Source organism: Paenibacillus sp. EKM211P, from assembly GCF_011066175.1.
GTDB lineage: Bacteria > Bacillota > Bacilli > Paenibacillales > Paenibacillaceae > Paenibacillus > Paenibacillus polymyxa.
The window spans coordinates 20939-35666 of sequence record NZ_JAAMNS010000019.1 but is presented as its reverse complement, the minus strand read 5'-3'; the positions used below and the strand labels follow the sequence as shown (position 1 = coordinate 35666).

The 14728-nt window shown below is 44.3% G+C and carries 15 protein-coding genes; 3 read left to right on the top strand and 12 right to left on the bottom strand.

The annotated features are described in order from the left end of the window. Positions 1-55: 55 nt before the first annotated feature. From katA to G9G57_RS22060, 5 genes are all read right to left on the bottom strand, one after another. The gene (gene katA, locus G9G57_RS22080) at positions 56-1513 is read right to left on the bottom strand and encodes a catalase KatA (RefSeq protein ID WP_017427013.1); all 1458 of its coding nucleotides are present in this window, start codon (positions 1511-1513) and stop codon (positions 56-58) included. Positions 1514-1801: 288 nt separating this feature from the next. Further along, a complete protein-coding gene (cysC, locus tag G9G57_RS22075; protein ID WP_017427014.1) occupies positions 1802-2404 on the bottom strand; it encodes an adenylyl-sulfate kinase in 603 nt (200 codons plus the stop codon). Between the two features lie 49 nt (positions 2405-2453). Then, the gene (locus tag G9G57_RS22070) at positions 2454-3353 is read right to left on the bottom strand and encodes a TIGR02452 family protein (protein ID WP_045244534.1); all 900 of its coding nucleotides are present in this window, start codon (positions 3351-3353) and stop codon (positions 2454-2456) included. A gap of 5 nt (positions 3354-3358) precedes the next feature. Beyond that, positions 3359-3841, bottom strand: coding sequence for an NADAR family protein (locus G9G57_RS22065; RefSeq protein ID WP_016820795.1), 483 nt, complete (start codon positions 3839-3841; stop codon positions 3359-3361). A gap of 30 nt (positions 3842-3871) precedes the next feature. Next, positions 3872-4777, bottom strand: a complete 906-nt coding sequence (locus G9G57_RS22060) for an NUDIX hydrolase (protein WP_019687360.1) — start codon at positions 4775-4777, stop codon at positions 3872-3874. A gap of 291 nt (positions 4778-5068) precedes the next feature. On the opposite strand from G9G57_RS22060, the gene G9G57_RS22055 reads away from it, so the two are divergent. Then, positions 5069-5380, top strand: coding sequence for a hypothetical protein (locus tag G9G57_RS22055; protein ID WP_017427018.1), 312 nt, complete (start codon positions 5069-5071; stop codon positions 5378-5380). Between the two features lie 103 nt (positions 5381-5483). Here the strand turns inward: G9G57_RS22055 and G9G57_RS22050 are convergent, their stop codons facing one another. Continuing rightward, the gene (locus tag G9G57_RS22050) at positions 5484-5819 is read right to left on the bottom strand and encodes an AMP-binding protein (RefSeq protein WP_025364974.1); all 336 of its coding nucleotides are present in this window, start codon (positions 5817-5819) and stop codon (positions 5484-5486) included. Between the two features lie 176 nt (positions 5820-5995). On the opposite strand from G9G57_RS22050, the gene glsA reads away from it, so the two are divergent. Beyond that, the gene (gene glsA / locus G9G57_RS22045; protein ID WP_017427020.1) at positions 5996-6934 is read left to right on the top strand and encodes a glutaminase A; all 939 of its coding nucleotides are present in this window, start codon (positions 5996-5998) and stop codon (positions 6932-6934) included. Positions 6935-7005: 71 nt separating this feature from the next. Here glsA and G9G57_RS22040 read toward each other — a convergent pair whose 3' ends face one another. After that, a complete protein-coding gene (locus G9G57_RS22040; RefSeq protein ID WP_164965554.1) occupies positions 7006-7872 on the bottom strand; it encodes a VOC family protein in 867 nt (288 codons plus the stop codon). A gap of 48 nt (positions 7873-7920) precedes the next feature. After that, positions 7921-8334, bottom strand: a complete 414-nt coding sequence (locus G9G57_RS22035; protein ID WP_016820790.1) for a DoxX family protein — start codon at positions 8332-8334, stop codon at positions 7921-7923. Between the two features lie 270 nt (positions 8335-8604). Between G9G57_RS22035 and G9G57_RS22030 the strand changes: the two genes are divergently transcribed. Next, positions 8605-9144, top strand: coding sequence for a helix-turn-helix domain-containing protein (locus tag G9G57_RS22030; protein ID WP_016820789.1), 540 nt, complete (start codon positions 8605-8607; stop codon positions 9142-9144). 116 nt (positions 9145-9260) lie between these two features. Here the strand turns inward: G9G57_RS22030 and G9G57_RS22025 are convergent, their stop codons facing one another. From G9G57_RS22025 to fumC, 4 genes are all read right to left on the bottom strand, one after another. Beyond that, positions 9261-10265, bottom strand: a complete 1005-nt coding sequence (locus G9G57_RS22025) for a stalk domain-containing protein (RefSeq protein ID WP_164965553.1) — start codon at positions 10263-10265, stop codon at positions 9261-9263. Positions 10266-10306: 41 nt separating this feature from the next. Then, a complete protein-coding gene (locus G9G57_RS22020; protein ID WP_102998022.1) occupies positions 10307-11428 on the bottom strand; it encodes a phosphodiester glycosidase family protein in 1122 nt (373 codons plus the stop codon). 219 nt (positions 11429-11647) lie between these two features. Beyond that, positions 11648-13114 carry a potassium/proton antiporter gene (locus G9G57_RS22015; RefSeq protein WP_016820786.1) on the bottom strand — a complete coding sequence of 489 codons (1467 nt, stop codon included), beginning with the start codon at positions 13112-13114 and terminating at the stop codon, positions 11648-11650. A 203-nt stretch (positions 13115-13317) separates the two neighbouring features. After that, entirely contained in the window at positions 13318-14706 is a 1389-nt protein-coding gene (gene fumC, locus G9G57_RS22010; RefSeq protein ID WP_016820785.1) for a class II fumarate hydratase, read from the bottom strand. Positions 14707-14728 lie beyond the last annotated feature (22 nt).

Genomic DNA, 14728 nt, shown 5'->3' with positions numbered 1-14728 from the left:
ACATCCTTTTATTATTTATTCATACGGCTTTCAGGTTAGGCGCTTGCCAATCCTTCTACTCGCCTTGTGGTACGGTCAAGCCCAGACCATCCGCTACACGACGCCCGTATTCAGGATCAGCTTTATAGAAATGACCGATCTGACGCAGTTTGATTTCATCACTTTCTACAGGCTTCATGGCATTTACAATGTTTCGGACCAGACGTGAGCGCTCCTCTTCACTCAGCAAGCGGTACAGGTCCCCTGGTTGTGTGTAGTGATCGTGATGATCATAGGCTACACTTTGTGCCTCGCCAGACACTTCAAAAGGAGCAATTTTGTGAGCAGATGATTCTTTCGGTCCGCCGAGACTATTCGGCTCGTAATAGACAGATCCCCCGCCATTACCGTCACTGCGCAATGCACCATCGCGTTGATAGTTGTGTACTTCCGCATGTGGCCGGTTGATTGGCAACGCATTATGGTTTGCACCTACACGGTAGCGATGTGCGTCACCATAGGCAAACAGGCGTCCTTGCAGCATCTTATCCGGGGAAGCCTCAATACCAGGAACAAATGAACCTGGCGAGAATGTCGCCTGCTCTACCTCAGCAAAGTAGTTCTCAGGATTGCGATTCAGCACCATGCGCCCTACCTCGATCAGCGGGTAATCCTTTTGAGACCATACTTTGGTCACATCGAATGGATCAAAACGGTACGTATCCGCATCTTCTATGGGCATAATCTGCACATAAAGTTTCCATGCTGGGAAATCGCCCTTTTTAATCGCATTAAACAAATCTTGTATATGATAATCCGGGTTTTCACCGGCAATTTTCGCAGCTAAATCCACATCGAGATTTTGTATGCCTTGTTCTGTTTTAAAATGATATTTCACCCATACGGCCTGTCCCTCGGCGTTCACCCACTTGAACGTGTGGCTGCCAAAACCATGCATATGTCTAAGTGTAGCGGGAATACCGCGATCAGACATGAGAATACTTACCTGATGCAGCGATTCAGGAGACAAGGACCAGAAATCCCAGACCGCATTCGGGTTTTTCAAATGCGTTTGGGGGTGACGTTTTTGCGTATGAATAAAGTCAGGAAATTTAATGGCATCCCGAATAAAAAAGACAGGTGTATTATTGCCCACGAGATCATAGTTTCCTTCTTCTGTATAAAACTTTACCGCAAATCCACGTGGATCGCGTACAGTATCGGACGAGCCTAGCTCACCTGCCACAGTAGAAAAACGGATAAACATCGGTGTACGCTTACCCACTTCGGACAAAAAGCTTGCTTTTGTATATGAAGACAAATCATTAGTGACTTCAAAATATCCGTGTGCCCCCGCACCTTTGGCATGAACAACCCGTTCCGGCACACGCTCCCGGTTAAAATGCGCCAATTTTTCCAGCAGATGCACATCCTGAATTAGTACAGGCCCCCGTGAGCCTGCTGTAATCGAATTCTGATTATCTCCAACAGGAGCGCCCCAGCTTGTAGTCAGGTTCGTTGGTTGGTTACTCATAATTGAAATCACCTCTTGATTGAATTGGTTGACCTTGTGCCTTTCACTATAAATTGTGCACAAACAAAAATCAATACTTTTTTATAATAATTATAATTTAGGATTTAGAATTAGTTTAAAATCACAAATAAAAAAGCAAGCCCCTTAAGGCTTGCCGTAATATAGTGCTGTATTTATTTACAATAAAGTGACTTCAATTTCTATATTCTGAAATGATCGCATTGATCACTTCTTTAGGTTTTGCTATAGAGACTTTCAGACAATATTCATATAGAATTCATCATAAAATCATAATAAGAGCTGCTTTCTATCGAGAAAATCCAAAATATCCTGTACCGACTGCTTTACCTCCCGGCCTTCCGTAGATACGATTAAATCAGGTTCCAGCGGTACTTCATATGGAGCATCAATCCCTGTAAAATGTTGGATTTCTCCAGCTCTTGCTTTCTTGTACATGCCTTTTGGATCACGACGCTCGCATTCCTCTAGACTGCATCGGATATAAATCTCGTAACAGCCCTCCTGCTGTAAAATGTCCTTTACCATTTCACGATCCTCACGATAAGGCGAAATGGTGGCGCAAATCGTTAGAACACCCGCATGGGCCATTAGCTTGGACACTTCGGCTATACGACGAATATTTTCTTTGCGGTCAGCGGGCAGGAAACCCAAATTGCGATTCAAACCATGCCGAACATTATCCCCATCCAAAATAAATGTACGTATACCTCTTGCATATAACGCTTTTTCGAGTGTGGAGGATACCGTTGACTTTCCCGAGCCAGACAGCCCCGTAAACCAAAGCACCGGACTCTTATGTCCATTCAGAAGCTGTCGAGCTTGCTTATCCACTTCTGATACATGCCAGGTAATGTTGGAAGATGGGTTCATTCAGCACTCTCCTATTTCATCAGTATTAATGTTTAATCTGTCTCTAACATCAGGATAGAGCATTTTTAAAACTGTTTAAAGTACGCTGCTCTGCTTTGTGGTCCAATACCGCAAAGACAACCCGTTTAAACAGGAATCCATATCCTTCAGTTACAAGTACTTGCTTAAACCAACTGGCTACCTCCTCCGGCTTATTGCGGAATACTCCACAACCATAAGCACCAAGCACAAGATGTTCTACCCCGTTTTGCATGGCCATTCCCAAAATGTAACGAATGCGCTCCAACATAACTTCTCCAATCCGATTGACCTGCTCTGGCTCCCGTTCATGCACGACTCCAGCATTCACAGCAGGCGCGGTCAGGAAATCGACTAGATACGGCTCTTCCAGCAATGTTCCCTGATCATCCCGAAATACAGGAACTTGAGGAGAATAAATCATATAATCTGAATAAAAACAGCTCCGCAGCTTCCGATTATGTTGGTACATTTCCTCCATTTGTGAAATACAAGGATACAGTGCTGACGAACGAGCCAAGCTTTCCTCTTGAGCCTGACTGCCTCCAAGGAATCCGCCCCCGGGGTTTTTGGCTGATGCAAAATTCAAACAAGCTACGTGTTCCCGCTTCTCCTCGACCTGGAGTCTATGTGCGGCCTGCAACGTACTTTCTCCCGTTACTTCCATCTTTTTAATGATCGCCTGTTCGACTACATCGGAAGAAGCTCCTAATATACTTTTTATTCTTTGCTCTGCATCTTGCTTTATCACTACCAGTTGAGAAGGTCTATATAGCTTCGAGCCTGTGACCGCATTCCCTACCTCTTTTGCTATATTTACTTGTACCTGTTTGGTATTTGTATAATGCCCATTCTCTAAAATGGATAATGTTTCATGCGCCATATGTGACCTGGCATCCCGCTTACTTCGGGAATTCATTGTGTTTTTCATGGTGACTAATCCTCCTTTTGCAATAGATCTTCACGTAAATTCGTCAATATTTCCCCCAGCCAGTTCGTACCCCGCCATAGCTTCCGGTGCCGTATACGAGCATCATTTTCAGCTAAACCTACACCCCAAATGGTATCCGTAGGACTAGCCTCAACCAGAGTAGTTCCCTTCGTTTTAAGCAGGTGCTTGAGCAAATTCGTATTTTGGGTGAACTTGGCATAATTTCCGTCATACACAAATTGCTGGCAATTTGCTTCCCATAAGGATTGGTCAAATCCGCGCACACTGCGACCACGGGCTTTTTGCTCCCTTGGGGTAGGGGCTTGCATAATTTTCAGAGCTGCCTCTTCATCTCCGAAAAGCTGCGCTTTTTTTAGCATCATATATTGCTCAGCACAGTTAAACTCCAATCCATCTACGACAAATTCACAAGGGTACCATTGCGAAAATGGTGAATGACTGCGATAAAAAAATGTAAACTTCTCCATGACTAATCCTCATTTCTTCTTCCTTTTATGCTATATAAAACGTGACCGTGGCTTAAATCGGTATAGCTTGGACGGACGATGTCCGGCCGCCTTCCTGTATTCATTGGTTTCTTCCACGAGATCTGCTATTTTACGACGAAAAGCCGCGGCTAACAGCTCTTTACCTAAAATAATTTCATACACCTGTTGGAGTTCACTCAGTGTAAACAGAGCTGGCATCAGGTGAAACGCAATATCTGTGTATTCAATTTTGCTGCGTAGACGCTCAATACCGTACGCAATAATTTTGGCATGATCAAAAGCAATTCCCTGTGACTCCAGCACTTCTCGCTTGATTTCTATGGTTTTCCCCTTAAGAATTTCAGTTACTTTCACTTTGGCTGTTAAAAGGATGTCCGCATGCTTCAATGTAATGTCAATGTTTTGCTCCCACGTATAACCTTCCGGTTGATTCGTCCGCGTCTCCTGAGCCACACTGTAATCCAGCTCAAACCATTGAGCATCTGCGGCATCATCTCCTGCCTGTACCTCCAAGGATTCATGGTCTACTAACGCCATGTAAGCGCAGCTGATCACCCGCATACGCGGATCACGTGCTACATCTCCCCAAGTGTACAGCTGCTCCATATAAATCTGATCCACATTGGTTTCAGTTTTAAGCTCACGGCGTGCAGCCTCTTCCAGGCTTTCATTCATGCCTACAAAACCGCCGGGCAACGCCCATTGCCCTATAAAAGGATGCTCTCCTCTTTGGATCAAGAGGAGCTGAAGTGTTTTCTCCGGTAGCTTACGGTAATTCTGCTGGAGCTGATCCATTACAGTAAATAGCAGCATATCTACCGTTACGGATGGACGCTCATATTGATTAGCATCATAAAGGGCCAAAAATTGCTCCTCCGTCAAGCCACTGTCGTTGTATTTCGATCTATCTGTCACTTGTGTCACCTACCTGCTCATATTTGGGACATCATCGCTTTTCCTTCAAAAGCAACGAATGCTCTATGTAAATTTTAATTTAAATCATTTGATAAAAACAAAATGTTAATATCAATACATTAATATATAATTAGCGCTTCGTCAATAGGGTGTATAGACCTATTTTTGGTCATGTGATAGTACTATTAGACTGTTTACTGAATTTTACTTGTTGCTTATTGTCATATCATGTATGATGTTTTGGACAATATAGGAAACACAACATACTAAACACGTAAGGAGAAGATCCAATTGTCTAACCCGTCTAACCCGTTTAATCCGCAATACAATCAACAAGGAGCACCGTCCAGACCTGCCCCTGTTTACCCGCCACCTGTTTCATTCAAGGAGTGGATGATCAGCTTACTCCTGATGGCAATACCAGTAGTTGGAATTGTTATGCTGTTTGTGTGGGCTTTTAGCGGCTCGACAAATCCGAGCAAAGCGAACTACGCTAAGGCAGGCCTGCTATGGGCCGCTATTGTAATTGTTATCTATATCATTATGGCTGTTGCTCTATTGCCTGCGATCATAAGCTCATTAAATTCCAGCAGCTATTATTGATTTCTAGTACATAGCAAAATAACCTTCTGATGAATCCAATTGAATCATCAGAAGGTCTTTAAACTAAAACTGTCGACCCTGTCGGCAGTTTTTTTACTTCACCTTACTTCACTTTACTTGTACCAAAGGTCATCGGTTTCAAGCTCTTGTAGACTGTGCAAAAACGATTTTGAGTTATCGACATAAAGTTCGGTATCGATATAGTCAATGAGCATTCGACCATGATTCCAACGGGCTCGTCCTTATCTACACCTTTGACCCGCAAAGCATGTGCAAGCTGATTGGCCTGTTTGTTCAGATCAGCATACGTCAAGTGCTTGTCCCCAAGTACAACCGCCACATGGTCCGGTGTGCGCTCAACCTGCTCCTCAAACAACTGATGAATCGTTTTCTCCCGTGGGTAATCCGCTAACATACCATGTAACATGCTCAACTTCATCTCCTTCTCCTGTCAGCCATAATCCAGATATTACAATAGGTTGGGGATTTAACTGGAGAAAAAGAAATGACATCAGAGCTTGTTTTTCGACTGAACATTTCTTTAAAATAAGTATATAGCTACTTCTTGCTCTACAATAAATACCACAGATTGGTTACTCGACTGGAGGAAAAGAAATGACATCGGAGTGGCAGAGACTACAGACCAAACTGCCGGAATGGGTAGAACAAAGCCGTCATGAGTATATTCATGGCAAGGTAGCAGCGTATATTCCCGAACTGTCCAAGGCCCCGGCCGACGCGCTGGGTATTGTGGTCATGAACGGTGCGGGTGAGACCGTGGTAGCCGGAAATACGGAAATCCAGTTTACGATGCAAAGCATCTCAAAGGTATTTACGCTCATTCTGGCCTTGATGGATAATGGAGAGGACGTTGTCTTCTCTAAGGTAGGTATGGAGCCTACCGGAGACCGTTTTAATTCCATGCTAAAGCTAGAACTAGTCGAGCCGGGGATTCCATTTAACCCACTGATTAATGCCGGAGCAATCGCGGTCTCCTCTCTGATTCGCGGAAACAGTCCAGAAGAGAGATTTGCCCGTGTTCTTCAATTTTTCCGTCTGCTTACTCATAATGACACATTGGAATATGATCAGGATGTCTACGATTCAGAATCAGCCACAGGCCATTTGAACCGTTCCCTTGCTTATTTTCTAATGGAAAAGGGGATTTTAAGAGGTCATGTGGAGGATGTGCTTGACGTCTATTTCAGACATTGTGCTGTCAAATTAAACTGTACAGATTTAGCACGTATGGGACTCATACTAGCCTACAACGGCCGTGATCCGGTCACAGGTATACCTTTGATCCCTCGTCGCTATGTACAGATCGCCAAAACATTTATGACAACATGCGGTATGTATGACGCCTCTGGTGAATTTGCCATTCAAGTCGGACTCCCTGCCAAAAGCGGCGTATCTGGCAGTATAATGACGATGGTACCTGGACGATACGGCATCGGGTTAGTGGGACCTTCATTGAATCGTATGGGCAACAGTACAGCGGGGGTACACTTGCTGGAGACAATGTCCCGCGATTTGGATTGGAGTTTGTTTTAGGATATAAAAAAAGGGTATTCCCAGCCAGTACGGCTCATAGGAATACCCTTTTCTGTTACGTTCTTGCTATGTTAAATGGTTTGACCCTGAACCAATTTGATTTGAATACGGAACGGGTCAGCCACATACAAGGCCCCATCACGTTCTTGTAATCGATAACCTGTCGCAGTCAAACGAGCAGTAATGGCATCCAATTCTTGTTGGTCTGGAACAATCAGTTCAAAATAATCCAATCCAGCAGCCTGCTCGGGAGCTGGTGGCGCTCCTTCACCTGCCCATATATTCAAGCCCATATGGTGGTGGTAACCACCTGCGGAAACGAACAAGGCTGAAGATCCATATCGGCATGTAATGTCAAAGCCAAGCACATCGCAATAAAATTGCTGTGCTGTGAGCAAATTAGACACATGGAAGTGAACATGCCCAATTACCGTTCCCTGTGGCAGTCCCTGCCAAGGTAAATTTTCAGAAATGGCAATCAGGTCTTCTGCATCCACAGGTCCAGTTCCCATCATGTAAAATCCATTTGCATCTTTTTTCCATTGATTACGAGGACGATCCGCATAGATTTCAATTCCGTTATTATCGGGATCATGGATGTATAATGCTTCACTTACATCATGGTCTCCCTGTCCGATTTCAATCTCATGAGCCAGCAGATTACGCAAAGACAAACCCAGAGCTATACGATCCGGTAGAAGAATAGCAAAGTGATACAATCCGGCTGCAGACTGGCGCGGCAGAATAACTGAATTTTCAATATAGTTAAGAATCAGTAGCGCATGCTTTCCGTCAACAGTCAATTCAGCGGTATCCGCTGTTTGACGTAGAAGCTGTAAACCAATGACCTCAGTGTAAAATTGAATAGAGCGCTCCAAGTTACTAACTTTTAATGAAACCTGCCCGATTTTAGTGTTGTCATGAATATGTGCTGTCATGAGATTTCCCTCTTTCTACATGGATTGGATGACTAGGCTTAATCAAATTTATTGTTCTGTTGACCCACGACGGCTGAACAAAGAATCCAGAGACCAGCGAGTTGTCGGCGCAAATACGAGATGAAGAGCTACCAGAATAAAAGCAATATCCAGCTCATAGCCAGCGCCTTGACCATTCCCCATCAACCCGCCGGACAATTTGGCCGTGAAAATAGCACCGATCAATACAATAACTAAAAGTCCGGATACATAGCGAGTAAGCAATCCAAGAATTAATGCAATCCCGCCGACCAACTCAATCACCGCAACGACATAACCTAAAAATCCTGGGACACCAATGCTGGAAAACCAGCCTGCAACATTACCCAATCCCATTTGGAATTTAGCAATTCCGTGCGCCAAAAACAAAATTCCGAGCGCCACCCGCATAATTGTAGAAACATTTCTGCTTGCTGAACTCATGTTTATCTCTCCATTCTGTTTGTTTTAATACACTCATACAAGCGTATATGAATAATTAATTTATATTACTAATAATTTAGCCAAAAAAATAATGACGTCCGAATCTATACTGCAACACATAAGTATGAATTACACTCAAATTATTAGTAATAGTAATAATTATTTTGTAATGTGAATTTAGCATAAGAAACTATAGTCTGTCAACAAATTATTTGGTATGATAAATAATAAATTAGTATATATTATTTTTTCTGTAAGGAGGAACGCTCTATGGGTATAGGATGCAACATTCGGGCGGCTCGTAAACGTAAAAATTTATCCATCCAGCAAATATGCGAACGAACCGGTCTATCTCAAGGATTTATGAGTCAAGTCGAAAATAATAAAACCTCCCCTTCCATCGCCACATTGGACAGCATCGCTAATGCGCTGAATGTACCTCTCGCTTTTCTGCTTCTTAAAGAAGAGGAACGGATGCAAGTGATTCGTAAGGACGAGCGTCGTAAAACATTGTATGGTAAAAACAAACTCCAGGTCGATCATTTGGGTGGTCAGGGTAATGTCAAAATGATGCTGGTGGACATGCCGCCAGGCTCATCTACAGAAGAAGAACATGCTCATGCAGGGGATGAGATTCATTTTATTTTGGAGGGTACGGTATACGTGGAGCAGGGTGAGGATTCAGCTACTCTGGAAGCAGGAGATTCCTTTAGCTGGAGAGCAGCCATCCCCCACTATGCCAAAAATGTTGGAGAAAACAACGCGCGTATTCTGATCTCCGTGTTTCTCGAAGCAGAAAATGACGCCTAAACAAGATTTGAGCATATCACAATATCAATTACCCATTTCATTGTAAAAAGCGTGTACCGGGAAGTTAAATTAACTTCAACGATACACGCTTTTTTGTAATGGCTGTTTAACTCATCTTATTCTATCGCCTGCTGGGCGTCTGTACGCGATTCCCACGGCAGCTTGAAGGTTTTCATGATCTGCTTGGCATTGGCTGGGAGCCCGCTTACCGGATCACCCGTCGTACCCAACAACTCTTCTTTTTTATCTATAGTAACACGCCCATAAAAAGTAGTGCTGCTGTCTCCCCATCCTGTAGTATACTTGTAGATCAGCGGCTTATTTAATTTCGGATAGGTTCCCCACTGATCTTTGGCTTTATTAGCCAAAAACAGCTCCAGTGGATCGTATTCCATCGTAAAGGTTTTATCAAAGGGAGCTCCCACATACCCTTGATAGGTAACAATCGGAAAACCGTCCTTCACTTCAACCAGACTCAGCACATCCCCGTTCACTGTAAAATACCGCAATGCTTCGCCTTGGGGGAACATATAGACACTGGACAGCAGCTCAGTGTTAGGACGATGTTCTTCTATATAAGGATGGACAGAACGTCTTTCTAAGTGGATTAATGCTTCACGTGCTGCCACGAGATCTCCCTCATATATTTGTTCTTTTAGTTTACCGTGAATCGGTGGCTGGATCTGAATCTGTGTATTTGTCTTCTCTAACGTATAACCTAAATCAAGAGATACATCTCTAAGAGGCACATATACGTCTTTACCTACAACCTCAAATGTAAGCTGCTGCTTGCTCTTACGTAATCGCTCCTTAAGAACTAAGGGTTCTGCCCACTTTTGCAGCGTGACCTGCTTTTTTTTAGCATCCCAATGGTAGCTTGCACCTACAGCTTCAGCCAAAGGTTTAAGCGGTACCATGAGCTTACCGTCAATCAATAGAGATTTGGTCTTGTTGTTTAAGGGTTGACCGGCTATAACAATATCTGTTAGTTGTGTTGATTGAGGTGCTGTGGTTCCCTGTTCAGCCGCTTCGACTTCTCCTTGGTGCATTGTTGTCAAGAGCAATGGTAGCATCAGCAAGGCGACAAACAATCGCTGAAATCCTGTTCGATCTAGCTTCATTATGAGTCTCCGTTCACTTAATAGACTTGTTCATTCCGGCTCTATTTCTTTTTGGCTGCGTCAATGTCTCCAGGTCTCATCCCTGCCCAGATGTTCGGGATACTGACGGTCTCTGGATGCTCAAATACGAGAAACGCAGTCGGCAAATATCGTTCTCCGTATTCAGAGGAAGGCTTGTTGACAATGGTGTTATCCTTGACGAGCACCGTTGATGAACCTCCATCCAGATTAGCACCGATAACCGCTCCATGCTTAAGTAAAATATTTTGCATATCATACAAGTTGGCACCTATGCTGTACCCAGGCTGGCGACCGTCGACGGTTACGAAAAGGATTGCCCCGTCTGCTCTCTGTCCCATCGCGGTACGGGGAGCAATGCCCCATCCCTCGCTTGCACTGCGAATCAGGCCTTTTCCATTCACAATTAGGCGTGGTTGGAAAGTAACCGCTTCTTGCACATTCATTTTGGACAACTCGGACAACGAATAGTGACCGGCTATCATTTTTCCCTGTTTATCAATACCTACGATTTGAACAGAGGCATTTTTACCCATATCGTTGTAATATATCTGGCCCTGAGAAATGACAACACCAATCGGTTTAAAGCCATTCCCGTTCCAGTTGGGATCAGCGAATCCACCGCCGTTTACACCAGCAACGGCCCCCAAACGCTCGACCATACTAGATACATGTTCTCCCCGGCCGACTTTAGCAGGAACCCCGAGCCTAATTTTAGTGGGGTCATGCACCGTCATAACATAGCCATGATAGTTACGACCCGACACCTCTTCCACTTCAACCAACGGTGTCTGTTGTACTTTAGTAGGTATCAGATCAGGCAGATTGATTGTATGTCTATCCTTTTCCTCTCCCATCTCTTCGAACCGGGCCGAATATTCAGCCACGCGCTTCTTCGCCTCTGCTTCGCCGATAAAATATTTCGCCCAGTGACGATGCTGAGTCGTAATCAGCGTATCCGCAGCCAAATAGCGCATCTCCTTGCCAGAAGGGGTTAAAAACAACCATGCACCGCCCCCAATTCCTGCTAACAGGAATACAATAAAAAGTCGCAACATAAAGCGACCAAATTTTCCTTTTCGTTTCTTTTTCTTATTTTTCTGCCTGCGAGCTGCTGCACGCTGTGGCAAGACTTCCGGTTTCATTCATCATCTCTCCTGTTTGGTGACTTCTATCGTATTTCTTCACTATTGCCCATCAAATGATCAGTAGCGATAGGCTGCGACATCTAACGACAATATCATAAACTAATTTTGTAGAATGATAGTGTCAATTTTTTAACAGATTCATCCACTCTGAAAAAGAATACAGCAAAAAGCCCTTCACATAAATGTGAAGGACTGTAAATAGGGGGGATATCCTATTTACGGAGCAGCCTCCGGTTCGAGTAGCATGAACAGCTCTTTCATCTGCTGTCGCTTAAGTTTGGGACTAAGCACATACAAAGTATCGCCCGGTTCAATCACAGTTGTACCTCTCGGGGCAATAATTTGCTCGTTCCGAATAATGGCTGTGAATAAGATGTCTTCAGGCAGCTGTATATCCTGAATCGCCTTGCCGGCGATCGACATCCCCTTTTGTACCTGAATATGGTTGATTTCCGAAGTGGTTTTTCCCAAAGAAACTAATTCCAACAGTGAAGGCGACGATGTCTCGTTAGGGTCCATCAAGCCAAGCTTCACCGCTAGCCACGAGATCGTGGTACCTTGAATAATCGCAGAGGTGAGCACGACGAAAAATACGACATTAAAAAACAAAGGTCCTACATCCATTTCGTCCAGTAATGGATAAGTTGCTAGTACAATGGGTACCGCTCCCCGCAGTCCTGCCCAGGATAACAGTGTCTTCTCACGAACAGAGTACCTGGAAAAAAGCAAGCTTAGGAACACACCTATTGGACGAGCCACCAGCATCAGGATAAAGGAGAGCGCCAAGCTTTGCCACGCAATGCCCAGCAATTGATCGGGAAAGACCAATAGGCCGAGCAGGACAAACATCATAATTTGCACCATCCAGGCGAAGCCATTGTTAAAATGAATAATGGATCGCTTGTAGGTCAAGTCGGAATTTCCCAATACAATGGCCATGACATATACCGCCAGCAATCCGCTCGCCTCCAGTAACGATGCCGCCGCATACGTCAAGACTGCAAATGCCAATGCCATTACAGGATACAAACCGGATGAATCAAAATTCATTTTATTAATCGCATATACACCTAAGCGTCCGAGTACAAAACCAACGGCTAGACCAAAACCCATTTCCCATAAAAACAACAAGATATGTATCCAAATGGATTGCTCAGGGTGATGTATCAGCTCAATCAATGTTACTGTGAGAAATACAGCCATCGGGTCATTACTGCCGGATTCCGCTTCAAGCGTCGAGGTAATTCGCTTTTTGATGTTTTTACCTCCTAAAACGGAAAACACAGCTGCCGCATCTGTCGATCCGACAATAGCGCCAAACAGCATGGATTCCATCCAGCTTACGCCTAAAATAAACTTGGCGCACACGCCAATGACTACAGTCGTGATGATGACCCCTAACGTTGATAATGACAACGCAGGTCGAATTACTGGCTTAACATCTGTAAACTTTGTCTGCATCCCGCCTTCAAACAAGATTACAATGAGCGCGAGAATGCCCACCAGCTGTGTGATAAAGGCATTATCAAAATAAATAAACTGACTGAGCACCATGCCTACAGCAATAAACAAAACGAGCGCAGGCATACCGAAACGGCTGGAAAATTTGGTAGTCAGCACACCGACCAGCAGCAAGCCGGACAGCAAAAGCACAATCAAATTAATCACGGTTGTCTGTTCCATACGGCTTCTCCTATCTTGAAAATAAATGTTCATTTTTTCGCCTTCTAACTATATACCCTCAAATCACACAGAATACTAATCATAAGTAAAAAATATATGAGAAAATCAAAAAATCCAGCTTATGGTTTGTGCTAAATTCCGCACTCCACAAGCTGGTTTGTACATTTTTTTAAAATTTCTCAAGCTGTACCCGTTCGTCGTGCTTAGGCTTTGGGCTGAATCATATGTGCTGGTACAACATATTGATCGAACTGCTCTTCCGTCAGCAGTCCACTGCGGAGTGCCGCTTCCTTTAGAGACAGCCCTTCTGCATGTGCAAGTTTAGCGATTTTAGCAGCATTTTCATATCCAATATGTGGATTCAATGCTGTCACCAACATTAGTGAATTATTCAAATTGTGCTCAATCTTGGCGAGATCGGGCTCGATGCCAACGGCACAGTTGTCATTAAAAGCAATGATGGAATCGGCCAGTAGATGAACTGATTGCAAAAAGTTGTATATGATTACTGGCTTAAACACATTCAGTTCAAAATTACCTTGACTTGCTGCAAAGCCGATAGCTGCATCATTACCCATGACTTGCGTAACGACCATCGTCAGTGCTTCACTCTGGGTCGGATTTACCTTACCTGGCATAATGGAGCTACCCGGCTCGTTAGCAGGAATCGTGATTTCCCCCAAGCCGCTTCGCGGACCACTAGCCAGCCAGCGAACATCATTGGCGATTTTCATCAAATCCGCAGCTAGCGCTTTGATTGCTCCATGTACAGCCACCACTTCATCGTGACTGGTCAGCGCATGAAATTTATTAGGTGCAGAAGTGAACGTTTTGCCAGTGAAGCCGGAAATTTCCGCAGAGGTTCGGGAACCAAACTCTGGATGAGCATTAATTCCTGTGCCCACTGCTGTTCCGCCAATCGCCAGCTCCTTCATATATTGAACCATGTCGACGATCATCCGCTTGCTTTTATCCAGCATGGCATACCAGCCGCTAATTTCCTGACCCAGTGTAAGTGGTGTAGCATCCTGCAAATGGGTTCGACCAATTTTGATAATATCCTTGAACTGTTCTGACTTCTGTTGAAAAGTCTCTTTCAGCTTGTCAATGGCAGGCAACAAACGGTCCTCGACCGCAATGACACCCGCTACATGAAGCGCTGTAGGAAACGTATCATTTGAGCTTTGCGACATATTCACATCGTCATTCGGATGCAGCTTCGCATCTTTTCCCTGTTCTTGTAACCATTCGCTGCCTAGATGAGCAATCACTTCATTGACATTCATATTAGACTGCGTACCGCTCCCTGTCTGCCATACAACCAATGGGAAATGGTCATCAACTCGTCCAGCTAGAATTTCATCCGCTGCATAAATAATAGCATCCTGTTTTTCCTGAGATAGCTTACCCAACTTATAATTGCTGATCGCCGCACTTTTTTTGAGTACCGCGAACGCCTGAATGACCTCTAATGGCATTTTCTCCGAGCCAATCGGGAAATTTTCCTTACTGCGCTGTGTCTGCGCTCCCCACAAACGATCTGCCGGTACTTTGATTTCGCCCAACGTATCCTTTTCAATGCGGTAGTTCAACTCATTTCCTCCTCTTGGCCTA

Coding starts and splice junctions, on each gene's coding strand:
- katA (WP_017427013.1), bottom strand. CDS start 1,513: ATGAGTAACCAACCAACGAACCTGACTACAAGCTGGGGCGCTCCTGTT.
- cysC (WP_017427014.1), bottom strand. CDS start 2,404: ATGAACCCATCTTCCAACATTACCTGGCATGTATCAGAAGTGGATAAG.
- G9G57_RS22070 (WP_045244534.1), bottom strand. CDS start 3,353: ATGAAAAACACAATGAATTCCCGAAGTAAGCGGGATGCCAGGTCACAT.
- G9G57_RS22065 (WP_016820795.1), bottom strand. CDS start 3,841: ATGGAGAAGTTTACATTTTTTTATCGCAGTCATTCACCATTTTCGCAA.
- G9G57_RS22050 (WP_025364974.1), bottom strand. CDS start 5,819: ATGAAGTTGAGCATGTTACATGGTATGTTAGCGGATTACCCACGGGAG.
- glsA (WP_017427020.1), top strand. CDS start 5,996: ATGACATCGGAGTGGCAGAGACTACAGACCAAACTGCCGGAATGGGTA.
- G9G57_RS22040 (WP_164965554.1), bottom strand. CDS start 7,872: ATGACAGCACATATTCATGACAACACTAAAATCGGGCAGGTTTCATTA.
- G9G57_RS22035 (WP_016820790.1), bottom strand. CDS start 8,334: ATGAGTTCAGCAAGCAGAAATGTTTCTACAATTATGCGGGTGGCGCTC.
- G9G57_RS22030 (WP_016820789.1), top strand. CDS start 8,605: ATGGGTATAGGATGCAACATTCGGGCGGCTCGTAAACGTAAAAATTTA.
- G9G57_RS22025 (WP_164965553.1), bottom strand. CDS start 10,265: ATGAAGCTAGATCGAACAGGATTTCAGCGATTGTTTGTCGCCTTGCTG.
- G9G57_RS22020 (WP_102998022.1), bottom strand. CDS start 11,428: ATGAAACCGGAAGTCTTGCCACAGCGTGCAGCAGCTCGCAGGCAGAAA.
- G9G57_RS22015 (WP_016820786.1), bottom strand. CDS start 13,114: ATGGAACAGACAACCGTGATTAATTTGATTGTGCTTTTGCTGTCCGGC.